Genomic DNA, 21,419 nt, shown 5'->3' with positions numbered 1-21,419 from the left:
AGCGACCTGCAAGTGATCGGCATTCGAATTATCGGCCCGGCGTCCGCCGGGGCGCCGGGAGTTCATGCCCGACCGTTCGATACTGATTGCCTGCAGGAGATCACAGATGTCCGCCGAGACACTCGGCCGCTCGCCTGAGCAGCAGAATTCCGTCACTTCAGAAGATCGCCGCATCACCTGTTTCTCGCTCCGCGCAGCCGTGGAGCCGGGTGTGATGCCGCGAGTCCTCGAACTGTTCGCCAAACGCAACCTCGTGCCCGACCGTTGGCATTCCGATGTCGTCGGTACGGCGCGGGATGAACTGTCCATCGACCTTCAGGTCTCTGACCTGACGCCGGAAACAGGGGCCTATATCGCGCGCTGTCTGCGTCAGATCTGGGGCGTGGAAGCCGTCCTGACCTCGGAGAAGCGCTTCGCGTGAGTTATCTGGAACGCTTGGCTGTCATCCACCGCTGGCAGCCGTCCGACTATCGCCCGTTTCTGGTTGACGGCCGTGAGGTCGGGCGGGTTCGTCACGACTTCGCCTGGCTGCTGGTGGAGTTCCCGAAGGTTTTCCGGGTCGATGACGAGGCGGTCGTTCTGGCCGAGGGACTCGATACCGTCGATATGCGCAGCGCCGCGGTGCATGACGTGGTCGAGACGCTGGCGGCGCGTGGCGACATACGTAAGCCGCGCGGCGAGACCTATGGCGTGTCGGAGTGCTGGTCGACGCCGGACCGCCTGCGCATCGACCGCGGGGCGGTGCCGCTGTTCGGCATCAGGGCTTATGGCGTCCACGTCAACGGCTTCGTGCGTTCCCCGGACGGTATAAAGCTCTGGGTCGGCACGCGCGCGAAGGATAAGCGGGTGGCGCCCGGCAAGCTGGACCACATGGTGGCGGGCGGGTTGTCGCACGGCTATTCCGTCGGCGACACACTGGTGAAGGAAGCCGCCGAGGAAGCGGCGGTGCCCGAGATGCTGGCCCGCCAGGCGGTGCCGGTCGGTGCGCTCAGCTACGTTTGCGAGGCGGAGAGTGGCCTGCGCAACGACACGCTGTTCATCTTCGATCTGGAGGTGCCGGCGGATTTCACCCCGGAGAACACCGATGGCGAACTGACGCGCTTCGACCTGTGGAGCGCGGGGCGCGCGATGGAGCGCGTGCGCGACACCGACGACTTCAAGTTCAACGTCGGCCCGGTGATGATCGACTTCTCCCTGCGCCACGGCCTGATCCACCCCGACCGCCAACCGGACTACCCGGAAATCGCCGCCGCCCTGCATGGGGTGCGGCTGTAGGCGGCAGCGACTGCGGACGAGACTATATACACAGCAAACGTCCCCGCCCGAACGGCACCGCGGCCAAAGCATCAACCGCGCGTGCTTCCCCCGGCCCCCGCCGCGCCGCCGCCCAGCGAATTCTCGGCAGCCTCACAGATGGCGGAGAGTGTAAACGGCTTCGTGATCACACTGCAGATCAATTCGTCCAGGTTGTGCGCGCGCTGGCGCTCCGCCGAGTACCCGGTCATCAGCAGCACTGGCAGCTCCGGCATGTCCCGCGCGACGCGAAGCGCCAGTTCGATCCCGTCCATGCCGGGCATGACGATGTCGGTAATCAGAAGGTCGAAGGGTGTCTTCTCGTCAAGGGCATCCAGGGCCGCGAAGCCATCCCCGGCCTCGCGCACCTCATGGCCGCGATGAGCCAGCGCGCGAGCCACGAAACGGCGCACGGCCTCGTCATCCTCGGCCAGAAGTATCCGTGCCATGTCTCTTCATCGCTCGGTTCCGCCGCCTCTTACGGAGGCCTCCGTCATACTAACCCGACGTGCCGGCTTGGGCGAGGCTCAATGATTGCGGGGAAAAATGCTATTCAGGGCTGCCAAGCACGAAGGTCAGCGACAGTTCCCGTGCCTCGTCCGGCGGGTCCGCGCGAGAGGTGGAAAAGTGCGTTTCTCCGCCGGGCGGCAGCGTCTTCGCCTCCGGCTTGAAGGTCCATCTCGACAATTCGTTCCCCCCGGCATCGAACAGCACCACGCGCATGCCCGGCACCTCGCGGCTGGCGTCCGCGGTGTTGATGATGCGCCCCTCGATCGTCAGCAGGCTCTTGCCGTCGGCGACGCTGCGCCGGCGCGAGACGTCGCGCAGCTCCAGATCCGGCGCGACGGCGCTCACCGGCAGGCCCACGAGGTCGTAGAGCGCGGCGGCCTGGGGCACGCGGGCGACCAATTCGTTGCGGCCGAACCACAGTCCGGCCACGATTGCGGCGACGACCATTAACAGTACCAGCCAACCAAGCGGGCCGGCACGGCGGCGCACCGGCTCCGGCTCGCGCTCGGCATGGAGGGCGCGCCGGCGCCGCGCCGCGCCGAATCGCTCCAGATCCTCTTCCGGCGTGGGTTCCCCCTCCTCGGGCGCGGCGCGCAGCCCTTGGGGAATCGGATCCTCTTCCGGCAGCGGCGAAAACTCTCCACGCCCCTCGGCCTCTGGAACGGCGGCCGGCGTCTCGTCTGCCGCGGTATCCGAAGCGGCTTGCGATTCCCCGGCGTCGGGCGGCGTCTGATGCCAGACGTGCTGGCATTTCGAACAGCGCACACTGCGCCCGCGCGGACTGAGTTTGTCCGCATCGATGCGAAAGCGCGCGCCACAGGATGGACAAGTTAGAATCATCACACGGAACGTATTGGATTCCTGATTAATAAACCTTATAGGACCGCGGCCCTTGCCGGCGCAAGGAAAGCGGGGCCTGCCGCGGGCCGGCGGGAAGCCAGCGGCACTTTGCGCCGGCCCCGGCACTGTGCCATGTTGATGTGGGCCCATCTGGGGAGATGTCGTTGGTCCGCTTCGAGAACGTCACCTTTCGCTACGACGCCGGGCCTTACGTCCTGCGCGATCTTTCGTTCCACCTGAGGCCGGGATCGTTCCACTTCGTTCTCGGCGCCAGTGGCGCGGGCAAATCCTCGCTGCTGCAGCTCATGTATCTCTGGCAGCGGCCGTCGGGCGGCGCGATCAGCCTGTTCGGCCGCGACGTCGGCGAGCTGTCGCGCCAGGACAAGGCGGTGATGCGGCGACGAATCGGCGTGGTGTTCCAGGATTTCCGCCTGCTCGACCACTTGAGCGCGCTGGAGAATGTCGCCCTGCCGCTGCGCGTGGCGGGACGGCGCAACTCATCGCTGGACGAGCATGTGGTGGAACTGCTGTCGTGGGTCGGCCTGGGCGACCACATCCACGCCCTGCCGCCCACGCTCTCGGGCGGGCAGCAGCAGCGCGTCGCCATCGCCCGCGCGGTGATCGCCCGGCCCAGCCTCTTGCTTGCGGACGAGCCGACGGGCAACGTTGACGACAGGCTGGCGCTGCGCCTCCTCTATCTCTTCGAGGAACTGAACAAGATGGGCACGACCGTGGTCATTGCCACGCACAACGAGCAGCTTGTCGAGCGGTTCCCGCATCCGGTGATCCGTCTTGCCGGCAGCGACAACATGATTTCGGGCGGGACCCGCCGCACGGCCGGAGCCGGGCGTTGAGGCGAACGGGAGCTGGATCGCCGTGATCGTCGGTCGTCGCGACGTGCCGCTGGACAACGATGCCTCGGCGCGGTTCCTGCCCTGGTTGATCGGGTTCATGGTGTACCTGGCCGCGCTGGCGCTGGCCGCCGCGATTGCCGTTTCCAACCTGACGGAACGCTGGGACAAGGGGCTGTCGGACCAGGTGACGGTGCAAGTGCCGCCGGATATCGAATCGGACGGCGGGCAGGATGCCCGCGTGCAAGCGGTGTTGGAGGTTTTGCGCGGCAAAGTCGGCGTGGTTCGCGCCAGACCGGTGGAGCCGGCACGCATGCGGGAGCTCCTGGAGCCGTGGCTGGGCTCGCAGGCGGCCACCGGCGACCTGCCGCTGCCAAGCCTGATCGCCGTCACCGTGGATCGCGGCGATCCGCCGGACCTGGACGCACTGCGCGCCGAGTTGCGGGAAGCCGCGCCGGGTGCCACGCTGGACGACCATCAGCGCACCCTCGGCCGCCTGCTGGAAATCGCCCACTCGCTGCAACTTCTTGCGATGCTGGTGGTGGCGCTGATTGCCGGGGCCGCGGTGGTGACCGTCGTGTTCGTCACCCGCACGGGTCTCGCCGTCCACCGGCAGGTGATCGAGCTTCTGCACCTGATCGGTGCGCGCGACGGCTATGTGGCCAGTCAGTTCCAGCGCCACGCCCTGCGCCTGGGTCTCGCCGGCGGCGTGGCCGGCCTGGCGCTGGCGGCGGCGACGCTGTTCGGTCTGTCGAAGGTTTTCGAGAGCGGCGGCGAGGCGGCGGTGATTCCGGACCTCTCCCTCAGCCCGCTGCAGTGGGCGATACTGGGGGCGACGCCGGTGGCGGCCGCCCTGGTGGCGATGCTGACGGCGCGGTTCACGGTGCTGCGCACGCTGGCGCGGCTGTCCTGAGATGGCGGGCGGCGCCTCCGGCTCGCTGCGGCGCGGCCGCCGGCGATTCGGCCTGCTGGCCGCCCTGCTGGCGTGCGGTGGATTGCTGCTGGCGGGCTGGTTCGCGGGATTCCTGTGGTTCGTGGGCAAGCTGCCGGGGGAGGTCGCGGAGCCATTGCGCCGGACCGACGCGATTGTCGTGCTGACCGGGGGCAGCGGCCGGGTTCGGCGCGGCCTGGACCTGCTGGCCGACAAGCGTGCGGCCAAGCTGTTCGTCTCGGGCGTCTACCGCGGCGTCGACGTGGCCGAGCTTCTGCGCGTGTCGCAGCGCGCGCCGGAAGAGCTGTCGTGCTGTGTGGCCCTGGGGCACGAGGCCGAAACCACCCACGGTAACGCCATCGAGACGGCGCGGTGGGTGCGCGACAACGGCTTCACCTCGCTGCGCCTCGTCACCGCCGCCTACCATATGCCGCGCAGCATGCTGGAGTTCCGCCGCCTGATGCCGGGCGTCGAGATCGTCCCGCACCCGGTGTTTCCCGAGCATGTGAAGCAGAACGACTGGTGGCGCTGGCCGGGCAGCACCTACCTTCTGCTGGGCGAGTACACCAAGTATCTGGTCGCCGTCGTCCGTGTTGCCGTAACCCCGGTTCCCGCAGATTCGGATTCGTAAACAAGGAGCCTTGATGCTCGCCGTGCGTTCGCTTGCCTTCAACGTGGCGTTCTTCACCTGGTCCATCCTGATGCAGCTTCTGGCGCTGCCCTTGCTGCTTGGACCGCCGCGAATGATGCTGTCCGTCGGCAGGCTGTGGACGCGCGGTACATCATGGCTGCTGCGTCGCTTGATCGGCCTCGATTACGAGATCCGGGGCCGGGAAAACCTGCCTGACGGGCCGTTCCTTGTCGCGGCGAAGCACCAGTCGGCCTGGGACACGCTGATCTTCAGCCGCTTGCTGGCGAACCCGACCTACGTGCTGAAGCGCGAGCTGACATGGGTGCCGCTGTTCGGCTGGTACCTGAAGCACTACGGCATGGTCGCCGTAGACCGGAAGGGCGGGGCGAAGGCACTGCGCCGCATGCTGCACGATGCCGAGGAGCAGGTGGGGCAGGGCCGCACGCTGATCATCTTTCCCGAGGGGACCCGGACGCCGCCGGGGGAGGATCGGCCCTACCATCCGGGCGTCGCCGCGCTCTATCGCGAGCTTGCGCTGCCGGTCGTGCCGGTGGCGCTGAACTCCGGACTGTTCTGGGGCCGCCGGGCATTCCGCAAGCATCCGGGCCGTATCGTGCTGGAGTTCCTGCCGCCGATTCCGCCCGGCCTGTCGCGGCGCGATTTCATGCGGCGCCTGCACGACAACCTGGAGTCGGCCAGCACTCGCCTTCTGGCCGAAGCAAAGGGGGTAGAGGAGCCTTAGCAAGCCGCGCTTACGGCGCAATCGGGGAATACGCTCGCGGGTCATCCCGGATAAACATTAACCTCTTATTAACCATGTGGATAACTTTGTTGACTGATTCTCGCGCCAGCGGATAGCGGACGCGTCAAGCGGCGTCGTATCGCGCGAGAGAACATAAGAAGAACTTTCCCTTGACTCTCCGGAAGCCCTGCTTAACTCTGGTCGTCCGGGCGCCGGATGCGCGGTTTTCCAGGCGTTCCGGCCGTATTCGCTCCCGCAAGAATGCCGGGAAAACTGCCAATGACCGAACTCTCGGCGATCTCTCGCCGCATCTGGGACATGAAGTACCGCCTCCACGGGGAGGACGGGGCGCCTGTGGAAAAATCGGTCGAGGATAGCTGGGCGCGGGTGGCGCGGGCGCTGGCCGAGACCGAAAACGAGGACACGCGGCAGCAGTGGCGCGACGTCTTCTATTCGGCCATGGAGGGATTCCGTTTCATGCCTGCCGGCCGGATCATGGCGGGCGCGGGGACCAGCCGGAACGTCACGCTGTTCAACTGCTTCGTCATGGGCGAGATCCCCGACGACATGGGCGGCATCTTCGCTCACCTGCGCGAGGCGGCGCTGACGCTGCAGCAGGGTGGGGGCATCGGCTACGACTTTTCCACGCTGCGTCCGCGCGGCGCCTATGTCCACGGCGTGGGCGCGGACGCCTCGGGCCCGCTCAGCTTCATGGACGTCTGGGACGCTATGTGCAGGACGATCATGAGCGCCGGCTCTCGCAGGGGCGCGATGATGGGGACGCTGCGCTGCGACCATCCGGATATCGAAGCGTTCATCGAGGCCAAGCACGAGCCCGACCGGCTGCGCATGTTCAACCTCTCGGTCCTCGTGACCGACGCCTTCATCCGCGCCGTTCGAGAGGATGCGGAATGGCCGCTGATGTTTGGGGGCGAGGTCTTCCGCACGCTGCGTGCGCGCGATTTATGGGACCGCATCATGCGGGCGACCTACGATTACGCCGAGCCGGGGGTGATCTTCATCGACCGCGTCAACGCGGCGAACAACCTTTGGTACTGCGAGGAGATTCACGCCACCAACCCCTGTGGCGAGCAGCCGCTGCCGCCCTACGGCGCCTGTCTGCTGGGCTCGATCAATCTTGCGGCGCTGGTGAAGCGGCCGTTCGAGGCGGAGGCCAGGCTCGACCTCGACGCCCTGGCGGAACTGGTGCCGACAGCGGTACGGATGCTTGACAACGCCATCGACTGCTCGCGCTTCCCGTTGCCGCGGCAGGAGGAGGAGGCCCGCGCAAAGCGGCGCATCGGCCTGGGGGTGACGGGGCTGGCGGACGCGCTCATCATGTGCGGCCTGACCTACGGCTCGCGCGAGGCGGTGAGCGCGACGGAGACATGGATGCACGCCTTCCGCCGCGCCGCCTATCTGGCTTCGGCCGAACTGGCGAAAGAACGCGGGCCCTTCCCGCTGTACGACAAGGAGAAATACCTGCAGGGCGAGACGATCCAGGCTCTCGACGCCGATGTGCGCGAGGCTATCGCCACGCACGGCATCCGCAACGGCCTCGTCACATCGGTGGCGCCGACGGGAACCATCTCCATCCTGGCGAACAACGTCTCCAGCGGCTTGGAGCCGGTCTACAGCTTTTCCTATACCCGCAATGTGCTGATGCCGGACGGCAAGCGGCGCAAGGAGGAGGTGACGGATTACGCTGTCGCCCGCTATCGCAAGCGCTTCGGCAAGGATGCCGAACTGCCGGATTCCTTCATCGCCGTGGAGAAGCTGTCCCCGTCCGCGCATGTCGTCATGCAGGCGGCGGTGCAGGGCTTCATCGATTCCTCGGTGTCGAAGACCATCAACGTGCCCGCCGACATCCCCTTCGAGGCGTTCAAGGACGTCTACATGCAGGCCTACGACCTGGGCTGCAAGGGCTGCACGACTTATCGCCCGAACCCTGTGACCGGGGCGGTGCTGGAGACCCGGACCGACGGAGAGGATGGGGAAACGCGGGCCGGTCCCCCTGCTATCGGCCAGGGCAACGTGGAAGAGGCGCAGGCCGGCGACGTGGTCTACATGACCGAGCCGCTGGAGCGGCCGGAGGTGCTGCCCGGCCGGACCTACAAGCTGCGCTGGCCGGAAAGCGACCACGCCATTTACATCACCCTGAACGACGTGGTGCAGGATGGGCGCCGTCGGCCGTTCGAGATCTTCATCAACTCCAAGAACATGGAACACTACGCCTGGACCGTGGCGTTGACGCGGATGATCTCGGCGGTGTTCCGGCGCGGCGGCGACGTCTCGTTCGTGGTGGAGGAGTTGAAGGCCGTCTTCGATCCGCGCGGCGGCGCCTGGCTGCACGGCCGCTACAAGCCGTCGTTACTTGCCGCCATCGGCGAGGTGATCGAGCAGCATATGATCGACATCGGATTCCTGCCGGAACGCGCCGAAGTCGCCGGCAAGAGCCGCACCACCGAACAGCATCGCCGCGCGGTCGGCGAGGAAACCACCCCGCCGCGCCAGTGCCCGAAGTGCGGCGCCGCGGCCGTCATCTACCAGGAAGGCTGCGACCTGTGCACGAGCTGCGGCTATTCGCGGTGCGGCTGAAATCAATGCCAGGCGGTTACCCGGCCGCCATCATGCGCGAGAGATAGACACCGACACCGGCGGCGGCCATCGAAAGCAGCAGCGGCCATAGCATGTGCAGGGCCATCCGGCGTGCCCCGACGACAGTGACGAGGATCGGCTTGACCAGCGTGTTGGCGACAGCGGCAAGGACGATACCAAGCGTTGCGACCGAGGCGGTGGTTTCCTGATCGCCCACCATCGCGGCCAGCGACAGGGTAATGGCATCGACATCCGTCAGACCCGATATGCCGGCAAGCACGTAAAGGCCAGTATCGCCAGCCCAGGCCTTGAGCGCGCGCGCCAGCAGCATCACGAACGTCAGCAGCGCCGCGAACTGCAATGCCATGCGAAGCTCGAACGGGTTGCGCGGTTGCAGGGCGCCGGGTTCGCTGAGGGCCTCTCCATGCCGCCAGCGCCATGCCGTGGCGGCGAGCGCCGTCACAGTCGCGAGGCCGAGTGGCCATGCCAGCGCGGGCAGGAGTTCCGGCGCGACGACGGCCACGATGACGAGTACGCGCGGGAACATGGTCGCCACGGCCCCCACCGCCCCGGCGGCCAGGAGCGGGCTGGCCGCCGCTTCCTTGCTGTTGCGCGCCAGGCGAGCGAGGTTGATGGCGGTCACGGTCGAGGACGCCAGGCCACCCATGAAGCCTGTCAGCAGAACGCCGCGCCTCGCCCCGACGGTCTTGATGGCGATATAGCCAAGGAAGGACAGCCCGGCGATCAGCACGACCATCCACCAGATCCGGTAGGGATTGAGTGCCCCGTATGGACCGTAACCCTGGTCCGGCAAGACCGGCAGCAGCACGACGGAAATGATCAGGAGCTGCAGCACTGCCATCAGCTCCCTTTCTTCCAGCCGCGCGACGATGCCGTGCAACTGCGTCTTCACGCCAAGCAGCAGCGTCAGCACGACGGCGGCGGACGCGGCGACGGTCAGCTCGCCGAAGCCGGCCAGCGCCCCCAGGGCGAAGGTGGCCTGCGCCGCGATAATGGTCGTGCTGCCGATGTCCTCGCCACGATGCAGGGTGTACCAGTGGTTCAGCCCCAGGAGCGCGGTCATGCCCAAAAGCGCCGCGCCGAGCGTCAACGCGTTGGTCAAAAGCGTCAGAACGGCCGAAAGACCGCCAAGTAGCCCGATGACGCCGAATGTCCGCACGCCCGCGACACGTTGGCCTTCCAATAGTTCCCGCGTTTTCCAGCCACGCTCCAGGCCGATCAGAAGGCCGATTGCCAGGGCGACGGCCAGGCGCTCGAGCAGGACGGTCGTGTCGGGCATTCGCCGGCATGTCTCCCAGTGGTTGTTGGTTGGGAATCAGCCTAGCATGCCGGGGCATGTCCGGGTCCATCGGCCATCAGAGGGAGGGGCCGCCTGTATCCGGCGCTCCTATTCGGCTGCGTCCGCTTTCCCCGCCTCCACGTAGGCCAGCAGCCGGTGCAGCGCACGGTCGTGCATGTCCAGCGCTTCCAGGTGATGGACCGTGTTACGCAGGTACTCCAGGCAGGTGCCGCCCTTGCCGCGTCCCTGTAGGATCAGGCGGGACAACTCGGGCATGGAAAGGCGTCCGGCGTATTGATGGTGCGCGGTGTCGACGACGAAGCCGGCGGCGGCGACCCGGCCCTCGTCGGTATCGACCTTGAGCCAGCGGGGATCGTAGACGCCCAGGATCATCTCCCGCTCGTACAGGTAATCCATCACGGCCTCGCCCTCCGCCGCCGGGACGCGGTAGACCAGTCCGCGGCACGAGCCGCCGCGGGCAAGGCCGAGCACGAGGCCCGGGCACTCCGGCGTGCCGCGATAGCGGTGCGAGTAGACACAGAAGCGCCGGTGATAGCCGCGCAGCATGCCGGTGCGGACCTCCACGTGCGGAAACCCCGGCCGCCATATCAGCGAGCCATAGCCGAACACCCAGAAGTCCTTCCCCGGCGGCGGGTCGAGGCGCGGTTTGCCGTGGTCGTAGCGTGCGGTTTGCGACATTCGACTCTCTTGTTTCGCCGACGGGGGCGATCTTATCCGCACCGCCGCATTCTGATAAAGGCCCGCGCGTACACATCGACGGTTGCATTGGCAGCGCGAATAAGGTTCACAGACGGGAGAGCCGCCGGTGCGCCCGGCACCGGATCAACCAGAGCGATGGGGGAGCAAGAAAGATGGCTGAACAAGACGGCTGGAAACTGGCCAAAGATGGACGCATGGATCTCAGCGTGCTGACCGGTCTGCGCACACAGCGCCTGGAGGACGGCGATTTCGCCATCCAGTTCCAGTACCTCACCGACGCATCGCAGGCGATCGACGAGCCGCACATCCTGCAACTCGGTATGTCGAAGGAACAGCTCAATCAGCTTGCCGACGGCCTGAAACAGGCGGCCCAGGGCAAGGCCGAATAAGGCGACGCCGTGGCCGGATCTCTCAGGCGGGCCGCAAAAAAGGCACGGGACACAGCGGCTTAGGGCGCGTACTCTGATGTCGGATCACGGATTCGGAGTCGCTTTCGCATGCGCCGCAAGCAGCTTGCCCTCTTTGCCCTTGCCCTGATCGCCGGAACCGGGATCGGCGTCACCGCGACCTGGTTCTGGGCGAAGGAGACGGTCCACGAGCGTTACGACGGCTGGCTGACGGAGCGCCGGGCCGAGGGTTACCGCTTCACCCGCGCCGAGCCGGCGTTCGGCGGCTTCCCGATCCGGCTGACCGCGCGGCTGGATACCCCGGCCGTCGCGGCGCCGGCGGGCTGGCGCTGGCAGGCGCCAGTGCTGCGCGGACGGGCAGATCTGATCGACCCGCTTGCGGTGAACGTCAACGCGCCGGGAAGCCACATCCTGACCCTGCCATCGGGGCGCGACCTGCGGCTGGATGCGGAATCCGTCGATGGCGAGCTGCGCTTCGTGCCGCAGACCGGAACGCAGGGAGGCGCGCTTTCCCTGCGCGGCGCGCGACTGACCGGGCTGGATGCGGGTACGGTCGCGGCGGACGCGGTCGATCTGTCGCTGCAACCGCTGCCGGCGGAGGGGCGCGAGACGACCGACATCGGCTTCGACGCGGCGGCACGCCAACTGCTTTTGCCGCCGCGCGCGGACACGCCCTTTGGCCGGCAGATCGAATCGCTGACGTTGGACGGTGTGGCGCGCGGGCCGGTGCCGGAGAAGCTGGACGCGCAAAGCCTGCATGCGTGGCGTCAGGCGGGCGGAAAGGTGGATGTCCACCGCGTCGATATCATCTGGCCGCCCTTGCGGATGACGGGCGACGGCCAGCTTGGCCTCGACGGGCGTCTGCGGCCGGAGGGGACGCTGGACGTGGCGGTCGAGGGGCTTGGCCCGGCTCTCGACCGGCTGGAGAAGACCGGCGTTATCGAGCCGAAGACGGCCGCCTACGCCAAGATGGCGATCGCGGCGCTGACGGCGCAGCAGTCCGATGCCGGGGAGGGCAAGGTGAAGCTGCCGCTCAGCTTTCGCGAGGGCCAGGTTTTCCTGGGTCCGGTTCCGCTTTGGAAGCTTTCTCCGGTTCTCGCGGATCGAACGACCCGGCTTGGTGCGCTTCGATAACGCCCTGGCGTAGCGCCCGTGTCCGCCGGAACTCGTCCTCCAACACCTCGCCCTCGCCCCAGCGGATGGCCCGCTGCAGGGCGGTGATGTCCTCGTTGAAGCGCTGCAGCACGTCCAGCACGGCTTCCCGGTTGTTCAGGAAGATGTCGCGCCACATCACCGGGTCCGACGCCGCGATGCGGGTGAAATCGCGGAAGCCGCCGGCTGAGAACTTCGCCACCTCCTGCTGCTCGTGGTTTTCCAGGTCGGCGGCGGTCGAGACGATGGTGTAGGCGATCAGGTGCGGCAGGTGCGAGGTCATCGCCAACACCCGATCGTGATGGCGCGCATCCATTGTGTCCACCATCGAGCCCACGCCCTGCCACAGTGCCGCCAGCCGCTGCACCGCGTCCGCGTCGGTTCCCGGCGGCGGCGTCAGGATGGCCCAGCGGTCCTCGAACAGCTCGGCGAAGCCGGCCTCCGGCCCGGACTTCTCGGTGCCGGCGATGGGGTGGCCTGGAACGAAGTGTACGTGGTCCGGTACGAACGGCCCGACGTCGCGAATCACCGCCTGCTTTACCGAGCCGACGTCGCTCAGGATGCTGCCCTCGCGCAGGTGCGGTCCGATCCGTTCGGCAATCTCCGCGTAAGTGCCAACCGGCGAGCAGATCATGACCAGATCGCAGCCTCCTACCGCCTGCGCCGGGTCCGCGTGGACGGCCGAGCACAGGCCAAGGTCGAGGGCGGTCTGCCGGGTCGCCTCGCTGCGCGCGCAGCCGACCACCTCGCCGACGAGGCCGTGACGCTGCACCGCGAGTGAGAGGGACGAGCCGATCAGCCCGATGCCGATCAGGCACATCCGTTCGAATATGGGGCGTTCGAACATGGGATCGCTTGTCATGTCCGTCGCTCCGCGAAGCTGGCCAGCGCGTCGGCGGCCATGCGCATGTCGGTCTCGGTGCCGATGGACACCCGCAGGCAGTCCGGCAGGCCGTAGCTCGCCATGCGGCGGACCAGCACGCCGTTCTCCTTGAAGTGCGCGACCGCCGCTTCCGCCCGCGCATCGCCGTCGAAGCGCAGCAGCACGAAGTTGCCGACCGAAGGAAGCGCCTCCACCCCGGCGATGCCTGCCTGCTGGCGGAACCAGTCGCGCCAGACCCGGTTGTGCTCCACGGATTTCTGGACGTAGTCGCGGTCGCGCACGGCGGCGACCCCGGCGGCCTGGGCGGCGGCGGAGACGTTGAACGGCCCGCGCAGCCGGTTCAGCACGTCCACCACATTGGCCGGCCCGTAGGCCCAGCCCAGGCGCAGCGCGGCGAGGCCGTATATCTTCGAGAACGTCCGGGTCATCACCACGTTGTCGGCCCGCTCCACCAGTGCGCGGCCATCCGCGTAGGCGCCGTCCTCGACGTATTCGGCATAGGCGGCGTCGATGACCAGAAGGACGCCGTCCGGCAGGCCCGCGTGCAAACGCTCAAGCTCGCCCTCCGGCAGGAAGGTGCCGGTTGGATTGTTTGGGTTGGCGACGAAGACCATGCGTGTGGCCTCGCCAACGCATTCCAGGATACGGTCGACGTCGGCCGTCAGATCGGTTTCCGGCGCGGCGACCGCTTTCGCCCCGGCGGTCGTCGCGGCAATCGGGTACATCAGGAAGCCGTGGCGGCTGTAGACCACCTCGTCGCCCGGCCCGGCATAAGCGCGCACCAGCAGGGAAATCAACTCGTCCGAGCCCGCGCCGCAAACGATGCGGCCGGCATCAAGGTCGTGCACCTTGGCGATGGCATCGCGCAGCTCGGTGGTGCCGCCATCGGGATAGCGGTGCAAGTCGTCCTTGAGCGCCGCGTATGACTGGGCCGCCTTGGGGCTGGGACCCAGCGGGTTCTCGTTCGATGCCAGGCGCGCGACATAGTCGAAACCGGCGAGTTCGGACTCGCCGCCGACGTAGGGCGCAATATCCAGAATGCCGGGGCGCGGGTTGGGCGCCATCGTGCACGTCTCCTCGAAAAAGCCTCTCTCGGGGTCGGCCTCAGGCCAGCTCTTCGCTGGACAGCGGCACCGCGTAGGAGCCGATGGGCCACGCCGTTCCGACAAAGTCGTTGTCCGCGGCCAGCGCGTCCAGCCGCGGATCGCGCTCGTCCAGGGTGCCCTCGCACTCCACCAGGTAGAGCGCCTGCTCGTTGCCGCCGACCCACGACTTCCAGTCGGTCACCTGGAAGCCGGCCTTGCCCATGGCGTCCCGCAGGGCTGAGCGGCTGGTCTCGCGTGCGGTCTCGACGGCCAGATAGCTGCGGTCGTTGCCGGTCTCCTCCGGCGGGACAAGCGCGACGGCCAGCGCCTCGGCATTGCCGGCGCGGCTGCCCGGCCCGGCGAAGGGCAGGCGGGCGATGATGCGCGGCACCTGCCCGCCCGCGCGGGCAAGGCGCGGCCACCAGGGCTCGCTCTCCTCGCTCTCCGGCATCGGCAGGACGCCGACGGTCGCCTTGCCGTCCGCCACGGCCTGCAGGACGCGCGCGGCCGTTCCCATGTCCGAGAAGGGCGTCAAGGCGCCAAAGTGGTCGCGCGCCAGCGCGCGCAGGTCGTTGCCGCAGCCGCCGCCGTTCAGCACCGCGATGGAGAACTCGCCCTGCAGCGACAGGCCGGCGGAGAATATCTCCCGCCAGATTCGCACCAGCACCGCTTTGGGGAAACGTCCCTGGTGGCGCGCGCACAGCCGGCGCAGCACCATCGCCTCCCGCCCCGGCCGGATATAGACCGAGCTGCCCTGCTTGGCGCGGACCACGGCGGCTTGAAGCTCCCCGCGCCGGATCAACAGGTCGTGTATCTGGTTGTCGATCTCGTCGATTTCACGGCGCAGATCGGGAAGCGATGGATCGGCAGACGTCATGAGAAACGCGGTTGTGATCGGGACACTGGGCGACCAGTGATAGTCGCTGCAACGCCCGAAATCAAAGCAAAACCTCGCCCCGAAGACGTTGACAGCCGATCCGCCCCGGCTCTAGCAGTTAGCGTCCGCGCATGCGCCGGCGTGAAAGAGCCGGGCGCGCGCATTTCCCGGGAGACCCCTGTATGGCCACGACGGTCGACGACACGCGCCGGCACGGCAACCTTCATCGACACGCCGACTCCGAATCGGGGACGTGCGTCGAGTTGGGCGCGGCGCGTCCGCTGAAGCTGGATTGCGGGGTCGAGCTCGGTCCCTTCCGCATGGCGTACCGGACCTATGGCGATCTGAACCGGGACCGCTCGAACGCCATCCTCGTCTGCCATGCATTGACCGGCGACCAGCATCCCGCCGATCCGCCGCACACATCGCGGCGCGGGTGGTGGGAACTGATGATCGGGTCCGGCAAGCCGCTGGATACGGACAGGTATTTCATCATCTGCGCGAACGTGCTCGGCGGTTGCCTGGGCAGCGAAGGCCCCCGCGAGATCAATCCCGAAACGGGCGAGCCCTGGGGCCTGGACTTCCCGGTCATCACGATCTCCGACATGGTGCGCGCGCAGGCGATGCTGCTGGACCATCTGGGCATCGATCAGTTGTTCTGCGTCATCGGCGGCTCGATGGGCGCGATGCAGGTGCTGCAATTCGCCTCCAGCTATCCCGAGCGCACCTTCGCCGCCGTCCCGATTGCCGGCGCGGCACGGCATTCGGCGCAGAACATCGCATTCCACGAGGTGGGCCGGCAGGCGATCATGGCCGATCCCGACTGGTGCGGGGGCGACTACCTGCGCCAGGACAGGGTGCCGCGGCGCGGCCTGGCGGTGGCGCGCATGGCCGCGCACGTCACCTACCTGTCCGAGGCGGCGCTTCACCGCAAGTTCGGAAGACGGCTGCAGGACCGGCCGTCGGTGACCTACGGCTTCGACGCGGACTTCCAGGTGGAGAGCTACTTGCGCCACCAGGGCTCCACCTTCGTCGACCGCTTCGATGCAAACTCCTACCTCTACATCACGCGGGCGATGGACTATTTCGATCTCGCGGCCGAGCACGACGGCGTCCTGGCGCGGGCCTTCGCCGACACGCCGGTGCGGTTCTGCGTGATCTCCTTCACCAGCGACTGGCTGTTCCCGACCTCGGAAAGCCGGGCCGTCGTCCACGCCCTCAACGCCGTCGCCGCCGATGTCAGCTTCGTCGAGATCGAAAGCGACAAGGGCCACGACGCCTTCCTCCTCGACGAGCCGGAGTTCTTCGCCGTGCTGCGCGGCTTCCTGCGCGGCTGCGCCGAACACCGGGGCCTGCCGTCTTGAGCCCGTTCGACGCGACCATGATACGACGCAGCCCGATCCGCGCCGACCTCCAGCTTATCGCCGACATGGTCGAGCCGGGCTCGCGCGTGCTGGACGTGGGCTGCGGCGACGGCCAGCTTCTGGACGTGCTGATGCACGACCGCGAGGCGGTGGGGCGCGGCATCGAGTTGAGCCAGGCCGGCGTCAACGCCTGCGTCAGCCACGGCCTGTCGGTGGTGCAGGGCGACGCCGACACCGACCTGAAGGATTACCCTTCGCACGCCTTCGACTACGTCATCCTCAGCCAGACATTGCAGGCGACGCGCTCGCCGAAGGTGGTGCTGCAGCACATGGTTCGCATCGGCCGGCGGGCGGTGGTGTCGTTCCCGAACTTCGGCCACTGGCGGGTGCGACTGGCCCTGCTGACGCAGGGGCGAATGCCGTCGTCCAAGGCGCTGCCCGACTGGTGGTTCGAGACCGCGAACATCCACCTCTGCACGATCCGCGACTTCCTGCTATTGTGCGCCGACCTCGGCATCACCGTCGAGCGCGCGCTGGCCCTCGACAACAGCGGCCAGGACAAGCGCATCGCCAGCCCGCGCCTAGCAAACCTGCTGGGCGAGCACGGGCTCTTCGTGCTGTCCAAGGAGCGGGGCGGGGCGGGTTAGTTCTGGCGCGGTGCGAGTTCTTGCAATGCGCCGATCCGTCCCTTTGTTTCTTGTACTTTCGTCAGTCAGCTATACAAGTCGTCCGTCGACCGAATATGCCTTGTCGTCTTAAAATATTTTAAATTTCCCCAAGGACTCATAAACGTCACAGCGCGCATTAACCCTTTACCGCGACGTGTTTAACAAATGAGCGCATAATTCAATCAGTTCTGTTTGTTTTCGTGCGGGGGTCATTATGCGGACAGCACCCTCTTTCGTCGCACGTTTCAGCCGATCGATTGCTGTCGCGGGCGCGGTTGCCATCCTGCTCGTGGTTTCGACGAGCCTTGCCGGTGCGCAGGACCGGGCCGGCGAGCGCGGTTACGAAATCGAGTTGGCGGGCTATAGCGTCGATCCCCTGAAGCTTGAAGCCGCCGTTCCCAAAGAGAAGATGCTCGACCGCGAGGCGCTGCAGCGTCTTCGGCAGCAGCCCGGTTACTACATCGTGCAGTTCGAGCGCCCGATGACGGCGAAGCTGCGGGAGGAGCTTTCGAGCCGTTTCGGCCTGGATTTGCGGGAATACATCCCGAACCTGGCGTACCTGGAACGTCTCGACCCGCCTCGGCGCGCGAAGCTGTCCGAGCATCCGGCCGTGCGGGCGGTCGTTCCGTTCCAGCCGGCCTTCAAGGTGTCGCCCACCATCGGCAAGTTCGAGCCGCGCACCGAGGAGCGAAAGAAGGTCGAGGGGCTGCTGCTGCGTGCCATCCTGTTTCCGGAGGCCGAGCCACGCGAAACGGCAAAGCAACTGCGCGAGATCGGCGCCACCAGGATCGACATCCGCGACGACAGGGAGATCGGCGGCGTGGCGCGGCTTCGCTTCGTCCTCGACGATAGAGAGGCCGTCGAAAAGATCGCCCGGCTGCCCGAGGTGCGTTGGATCGAGGAGGTCGGCGAGATCATTATCGACAACGTCAACGCCGCCACCACCATTCAATCCGGCACTGCCGGGACCGCGCCGGTCTGGAACAGCGACCTGCACGGCGAGGACCAGATCATCGGCATCATCGACAGCGCCCCGCCGGACATCAACCACTGCTTCTTCCAGGATACGGTGGACAACACCCCCGGCCCGGCGCACCGGAAGATCCTGGACATCCGCAACGATGCGGGTCTTGCCGCCGGCGGGCACGCGACCTTCACCGCCGGCAACGCCGCCGGCGACGACTTCAACAATCCGGGCGCGCACAACCGGCGCGGCGGCGCCTGGGCGGCGCGGCTGGTCGCCGGGACGACGACGGACGTCGACAACGGCACGCTGCTATCCGAGTTGACGGCGGCGGCCGGCATCGGTGCGCGTATCCATACCAATAGCTGGCACGACAACACCGCTGGCGCCGGCAATGCGGCGACCTACAACCAGAACGCAGCCGACGTGGACAATTTCACGTTCAACAATCAGGACCATCTGGTCTTCGGCTCGATGGGCAACAACAGCGAGGAGCAGGGGCCTCCCGGCACGGCCAAGAACGCGGTGGGCGTGAACGCCGCGCAGGCCGACCCGAACGAAGGGAATATCGGCGATGGCAATCCCGGTCCGACAGCCGACGGCCGGCGCAAGCCCGACCTTGTCACCGTCGGGTGCAACATCCAGTCCGCGACGGTCTCGACCGCTTGCAACACGGGCCCGCGCTCGGCCTGCGCGACCAGCTACGCGACGCCGCACGCCGCCGCCGCGGCCACGCTGGTCCGGCAGTACTTCGACCAGGGCTGGTATCCCACCGGCACGCGCCAGCCGCATCACGTGTTCATCCCCACGGGCGCGCTGATCAAGGCGACGCTGGTGAACTCCACCATCAACATGGCTGGTCCGGCCGGCTATCCCTCAAACCAGGAAGGCTGGGGCATCGTCAGGCTGGACGACGCGATGTTCTTCCCCGGCGACGCGCGCAACCTGCGTGTCTGGGATGTCCGGCACGGTGACGGACTGACGACGGGCGTCACCCGCACGCACACCGTCAACGTGACCGACCCTGGCGAGCCGCTGCGTGTCACGCTGGTGTTCAGCGACCCTCCTGGCACCGCCGGGGCGACTAACCCGACGGTCAACGACCTGGACCTCCGCGTCACCACCCCGGACGGCACCCAGACCTTTCGCGGCAATGTCTTCGCTGGCGGCACCTCGACCACGGGCGGCGCGGCGGATGGGATCAACACCGTCGAAATGGTAGTGATCAACAATCCCGCCGCGGGCGAGTGGACGATCGCGGTCGACGGCACGAGCGTCGCGGTCGGCGATCCGGGACAGGGCTATGCGCTGGCAGCCACCGGCGACTTCCCCGAGCCGCCGGCGCCGACGGGCGACCAGAACCTGCTGGTCGTGCGGGCGAACTTCTCCGATGTCGCGGTCACGCCCTCGCTGCCGAACCTGCAGAACAAGATCGCCGACGTCGTCGATTACTATGACGAGGTCAGCTACGGCGAGATCGAGATTATCCCGGACTATCGCGGCCCGATTTCGCTGGATCAGCCGCGCAGCTACTATTACCACCCCTCGCGCAGCCTTCTGGTGGAGATGACGCAGGAGGTGGTGGACAAGCTGCTGACCGCCGATCCGGACGTCTTCGACCGGGGCACGGCCGATCCCGCCGACGACATCGACCGCATCCTTGTCGTCACCAACGATCCCGGCTTCGACAAGGACCGGGCGACCACGGGGCCGTGGCCTTATGACATGCCGGCCGGCTTGCCGCGTCCGCTGTCGGTGTCGGTGCATTCCTTCCAGAATTCCGTGGCGCACTATACCCACGGTCTGGGCCATCAATTTGGCTTCGTCGACCTCTACGCCTATCCGGGCGTGGTGTTTCCGCGCGCCTATGTCGACCAGTGGGACAACATGGGCGGGTTCTACAACAACGTCCACGTCCTGGCCTGGCAGAAGGAGAAGCCGGGCTGGATCGCCGGGCACGGCGGCGACGTGACCTACATCCCGCGCCCGACCGCCGGAACGACGACCACCTCGAACGACCTGCAGCTTTTCCTGCAAAGCGAGACCGGCGCGAACCGCAAGGCCATCGCGTTGGGCCTCAGCGAAGGGGCGGCCACGGCGGACGACGAGGACGTGTTCTACATGATCGAGGCGCGCGACAACGCCAGCGCCGATTACGACGCGGCGCTGCCGGCCTCGGGCGTGCTGATCTACTACGTCAACGAGTTGATTCCGCCGGGCGAGGGGCCGGTCATCATCCGGGATGCGAGCCCCGGCACCGCCACCCTGGACGATGCCACCTTCGGCGTCGGGGACGGCACGACTATTCCCGGCACGGGCATCACGGTGACGGTCAAGGCCGGGACCGGCGGCGCTGCCTATAACATCGACATCACCTATTCGCCGCCCGCGACCGACTACAACGTCAACATCACCCGCGGCGACACCATCGGCGGGCAGTTCTATTCCTACTTCAGCCCGGATATCTGGGTGGATTCGCCGAAGAACGGCTTCAACCTTGGCGGCGGCCCGCCGCCGCACGAGGACCGCGAGGACCCGGTGATCGGCGAGGTGAACCGCATCTACGCGCGGGTCTCCAACGATGGCCCCGGCGACGCCTTCGACTTCGACATCAAGTGGCGCGTGTCCGAGCCGTATCACACGGTGGGCGGCGAGGCGGACTTCGACAGCTTCGTCGGCATCAAGCACGTTAACCAGCTCAACGACAGCGCCCAGACCATCCAGTTCGTGGAATGGACCCCGGTGGACGACGGCGACCCGCATAGCTGCGTGCGCGTCGACCTCATCAACCTCGTTGGCACCGACACGAACGAGCATGACAACTGGGCCCAGGAAAACCTGCGCGAGGTCGAGAGCATTACCGCCAGTCCGTACACCACGGTCCAGCACCGCTACGACCTCAGCAACCCCTATGACGAGGAGGAGCTTTTCTACTTCCGTGTCCACGGCGTGCCGGCCGGCTGGGACGTGCAGCTTATTCCGCGCAAGGCGCTGCTGAAGCCGGGCGAGCGGACCGAGGTCTATGTCCTGATCACCCCACCCGAGGACGCCAAGGTCTGCACCGAGGAGCGGGCGACCATCGAAAGCTGGGCCGCGCGCGATCATACGCTTGTGCCGGTCGGCGGCGGGGTGCTTCAGGTGGATCTGCGGCGGAGGACCGAGATGACCTTCGATACGGGCCTGCGGCGCTGCGACGACAGGGATTTCGATCTACTGGTCCGCCAGCTGGCCGAGGCAGCGAAGATGCAGGGCCGGGACGTCGACATTCAACGGATCCGCGAGGAAGCGAAGAAACGCTTCCGGGACTGCCGCCGCATCGTCGTTCAAGGCTGCACCAATCCGCCGGCGAAGAACCAGGAGATCGTCGTGAAGTACGAGCCGCCCGTCGGCGACCCCGTCTACCGGACGGTGAAGACCGACGCGAACGGCTGCTATGAGGATTTCTTCCTGACGGTGGACGAGGGCAACTGGAAGGTCTCGGCGGAGTACCCGGGCGACAACTGCAACGGCTCGGTGACGGTGCCGCCGCGCGTGGTCTGCCTGTGCCAGCGCGGTCAGCGCGGCTGACCGGCCAACACGGCGCCGCTTACTGCAAGGGCCGTG

At 67.1% G+C, this 21,419-nt stretch carries 19 protein-coding genes; 12 read left to right on the top strand and 7 right to left on the bottom strand.

The genetic code is table 11. The features are described 5' to 3' along the window. The first annotated feature begins 106 nt into the window (after positions 1-106). Together DRB17_RS10510 and DRB17_RS10505 are read left to right on the top strand one after the other, a co-directional pair. Entirely contained in the window at positions 107-421 is a 315-nt protein-coding gene (locus DRB17_RS10510; protein ID WP_241503807.1) for a hypothetical protein, read from the top strand. Then, the gene (locus DRB17_RS10505; protein WP_114582158.1) at positions 418-1,275 is read left to right on the top strand and encodes a DUF4743 domain-containing protein; all 858 of its coding nucleotides are present in this window, start codon (positions 418-420) and stop codon (positions 1,273-1,275) included. The genes DRB17_RS10510 and DRB17_RS10505 overlap by 4 nt, the downstream gene beginning before the upstream one ends. Before the next feature lie 71 nt (positions 1,276-1,346). Here DRB17_RS10505 and DRB17_RS10500 read toward each other — a convergent pair whose 3' ends face one another. Next, on the bottom strand, positions 1,347-1,742 hold the full coding sequence (locus tag DRB17_RS10500) for a response regulator (protein ID WP_114582157.1): 396 nt from the start codon (positions 1,740-1,742) through the stop codon (positions 1,347-1,349). A gap of 100 nt (positions 1,743-1,842) precedes the next feature. Then, positions 1,843-2,643: a DUF3426 domain-containing protein gene (locus DRB17_RS10495; protein WP_277738574.1), complete on the bottom strand. Its 801-nt coding sequence runs from the start codon at positions 2,641-2,643 to the stop codon at positions 1,843-1,845. Positions 2,644-2,801: 158 nt separating this feature from the next. Between DRB17_RS10495 and ftsE the strand changes: the two genes are divergently transcribed. The 5 genes from ftsE (at position 2,802) to DRB17_RS10470 (ending at position 8,396) form a co-directional block, all read left to right on the top strand. After that, entirely contained in the window at positions 2,802-3,497 is a 696-nt protein-coding gene (ftsE, locus tag DRB17_RS10490) for a cell division ATP-binding protein FtsE (protein ID WP_114582155.1), read from the top strand. Between the two features lie 22 nt (positions 3,498-3,519). Beyond that, complete coding sequence (locus DRB17_RS10485) at positions 3,520-4,407, top strand: cell division protein FtsX (protein ID WP_241503805.1); 888 nt, start codon at positions 3,520-3,522, stop codon at positions 4,405-4,407. 1 nt (position 4,408) lies between these two features. Beyond that, a complete protein-coding gene (locus DRB17_RS10480) occupies positions 4,409-5,056 on the top strand; it encodes a YdcF family protein (protein WP_114582154.1) in 648 nt (215 codons plus the stop codon). Positions 5,057-5,069: 13 nt separating this feature from the next. Then, positions 5,070-5,798: a lysophospholipid acyltransferase family protein gene (locus DRB17_RS10475; protein WP_114582153.1), complete on the top strand. Its 729-nt coding sequence runs from the start codon at positions 5,070-5,072 to the stop codon at positions 5,796-5,798. Between the two features lie 279 nt (positions 5,799-6,077). Next, a complete protein-coding gene (locus DRB17_RS10470) occupies positions 6,078-8,396 on the top strand; it encodes an adenosylcobalamin-dependent ribonucleoside-diphosphate reductase (RefSeq protein ID WP_114582152.1) in 2,319 nt (772 codons plus the stop codon). 16 nt (positions 8,397-8,412) lie between these two features. Here DRB17_RS10470 and DRB17_RS10465 read toward each other — a convergent pair whose 3' ends face one another. Both DRB17_RS10465 and DRB17_RS10460 read right to left on the bottom strand, forming a co-directional pair. Continuing rightward, positions 8,413-9,696: an MgtC/SapB family protein gene (locus tag DRB17_RS10465; RefSeq protein WP_114582151.1), complete on the bottom strand. Its 1,284-nt coding sequence runs from the start codon at positions 9,694-9,696 to the stop codon at positions 8,413-8,415. Between the two features lie 108 nt (positions 9,697-9,804). Beyond that, the gene (locus tag DRB17_RS10460) at positions 9,805-10,395 is read right to left on the bottom strand and encodes a gamma-glutamylcyclotransferase (RefSeq protein WP_114582150.1); all 591 of its coding nucleotides are present in this window, start codon (positions 10,393-10,395) and stop codon (positions 9,805-9,807) included. Between the two features lie 173 nt (positions 10,396-10,568). On the opposite strand from DRB17_RS10460, the gene DRB17_RS10455 reads away from it, so the two are divergent. Both DRB17_RS10455 and DRB17_RS10450 read left to right on the top strand, forming a co-directional pair. Then, entirely contained in the window at positions 10,569-10,805 is a 237-nt protein-coding gene (locus DRB17_RS10455) for a hypothetical protein (protein ID WP_114582149.1), read from the top strand. Positions 10,806-10,913: 108 nt separating this feature from the next. Then, positions 10,914-11,957 (top strand): DUF2125 domain-containing protein, encoded by a 1,044-nt coding sequence (locus tag DRB17_RS10450; RefSeq protein ID WP_114582148.1) that lies wholly within the window; start codon positions 10,914-10,916, stop codon positions 11,955-11,957. Here the strand turns inward: DRB17_RS10450 and DRB17_RS10445 are convergent. From DRB17_RS10445 to DRB17_RS10435, 3 genes are read right to left on the bottom strand one after another with little or no spacing between them, the layout of a single operon-like run. Then, positions 11,857-12,837, bottom strand: a complete 981-nt coding sequence (locus DRB17_RS10445; RefSeq protein WP_241503804.1) for a prephenate/arogenate dehydrogenase family protein — start codon at positions 12,835-12,837, stop codon at positions 11,857-11,859. The two genes, DRB17_RS10450 and DRB17_RS10445, sit on opposite strands and share 101 nt — an antisense overlap. Continuing rightward, on the bottom strand, positions 12,834-13,922 hold the full coding sequence (gene hisC, locus DRB17_RS10440) for a histidinol-phosphate transaminase (protein WP_114582147.1): 1,089 nt from the start codon (positions 13,920-13,922) through the stop codon (positions 12,834-12,836). The genes DRB17_RS10445 and hisC overlap by 4 nt, the downstream gene beginning before the upstream one ends. 40 nt (positions 13,923-13,962) lie before the next feature. Next, the gene (locus DRB17_RS10435) at positions 13,963-14,820 is read right to left on the bottom strand and encodes a chorismate mutase (protein ID WP_114582146.1); all 858 of its coding nucleotides are present in this window, start codon (positions 14,818-14,820) and stop codon (positions 13,963-13,965) included. Between the two features lie 182 nt (positions 14,821-15,002). On the opposite strand from DRB17_RS10435, the gene metX reads away from it, so the two are divergent. The 3 genes from metX to DRB17_RS10420 all read left to right on the top strand — a co-directional run bounded on the left by metX (position 15,003) and on the right by DRB17_RS10420 (position 21,383). Further along, positions 15,003-16,184: a homoserine O-acetyltransferase MetX gene (gene metX, locus DRB17_RS10430; protein WP_114582145.1), complete on the top strand. Its 1,182-nt coding sequence runs from the start codon at positions 15,003-15,005 to the stop codon at positions 16,182-16,184. A gap of 17 nt (positions 16,185-16,201) precedes the next feature. After that, the gene (gene metW, locus DRB17_RS10425; RefSeq protein WP_114582237.1) at positions 16,202-16,831 is read left to right on the top strand and encodes a methionine biosynthesis protein MetW; all 630 of its coding nucleotides are present in this window, start codon (positions 16,202-16,204) and stop codon (positions 16,829-16,831) included. Positions 16,832-17,066: 235 nt separating this feature from the next. Continuing rightward, entirely contained in the window at positions 17,067-21,383 is a 4,317-nt protein-coding gene (locus DRB17_RS10420; protein ID WP_114582144.1) for a S8 family serine peptidase, read from the top strand. Positions 21,384-21,419: the final 36 nt, after the last annotated feature.

The organism is Ferruginivarius sediminum (genome assembly GCF_003344765.1).
GTDB classification, from domain to species: Bacteria; Pseudomonadota; Alphaproteobacteria; order Kiloniellales; family Rhodovibrionaceae; genus Ferruginivarius; species Ferruginivarius sediminum.
The sequence above is the reverse complement of the archived record's forward strand: the minus strand, read 5'-3'. Positions and strand labels throughout refer to the sequence as shown.

Bases quoted from the DNA above. Each gene is read 5' to 3' on its own strand.
- DRB17_RS10510 (WP_241503807.1), top strand. From the start codon at position 107: ATGTCCGCCGAGACACTCGGCCGCTCGCCTGAGCAGCAGAATTCCGTC.
- DRB17_RS10500 (WP_114582157.1), bottom strand. From the start codon at position 1,742: ATGGCACGGATACTTCTGGCCGAGGATGACGAGGCCGTGCGCCGTTTC.
- DRB17_RS10495 (WP_277738574.1), bottom strand. From the start codon at position 2,643: ATGATTCTAACTTGTCCATCCTGTGGCGCGCGCTTTCGCATCGATGCG.
- ftsE (WP_114582155.1), top strand. From the start codon at position 2,802: ATGTCGTTGGTCCGCTTCGAGAACGTCACCTTTCGCTACGACGCCGGG.
- DRB17_RS10480 (WP_114582154.1), top strand. From the start codon at position 4,409: ATGGCGGGCGGCGCCTCCGGCTCGCTGCGGCGCGGCCGCCGGCGATTC.
- DRB17_RS10475 (WP_114582153.1), top strand. From the start codon at position 5,070: ATGCTCGCCGTGCGTTCGCTTGCCTTCAACGTGGCGTTCTTCACCTGG.
- DRB17_RS10470 (WP_114582152.1), top strand. From the start codon at position 6,078: ATGACCGAACTCTCGGCGATCTCTCGCCGCATCTGGGACATGAAGTAC.
- DRB17_RS10465 (WP_114582151.1), bottom strand. From the start codon at position 9,696: ATGCCCGACACGACCGTCCTGCTCGAGCGCCTGGCCGTCGCCCTGGCA.
- DRB17_RS10460 (WP_114582150.1), bottom strand. From the start codon at position 10,395: ATGTCGCAAACCGCACGCTACGACCACGGCAAACCGCGCCTCGACCCG.
- DRB17_RS10455 (WP_114582149.1), top strand. From the start codon at position 10,569: ATGGCTGAACAAGACGGCTGGAAACTGGCCAAAGATGGACGCATGGAT.
- DRB17_RS10450 (WP_114582148.1), top strand. From the start codon at position 10,914: ATGCGCCGCAAGCAGCTTGCCCTCTTTGCCCTTGCCCTGATCGCCGGA.
- DRB17_RS10445 (WP_241503804.1), bottom strand. From the start codon at position 12,837: ATGACAAGCGATCCCATGTTCGAACGCCCCATATTCGAACGGATGTGC.
- hisC (WP_114582147.1), bottom strand. From the start codon at position 13,922: ATGGCGCCCAACCCGCGCCCCGGCATTCTGGATATTGCGCCCTACGTC.
- DRB17_RS10435 (WP_114582146.1), bottom strand. From the start codon at position 14,820: ATGACGTCTGCCGATCCATCGCTTCCCGATCTGCGCCGTGAAATCGAC.
- metX (WP_114582145.1), top strand. From the start codon at position 15,003: ATGGCCACGACGGTCGACGACACGCGCCGGCACGGCAACCTTCATCGA.
- metW (WP_114582237.1), top strand. From the start codon at position 16,202: ATGATACGACGCAGCCCGATCCGCGCCGACCTCCAGCTTATCGCCGAC.
- DRB17_RS10420 (WP_114582144.1), top strand. From the start codon at position 17,067: ATGCGGACAGCACCCTCTTTCGTCGCACGTTTCAGCCGATCGATTGCT.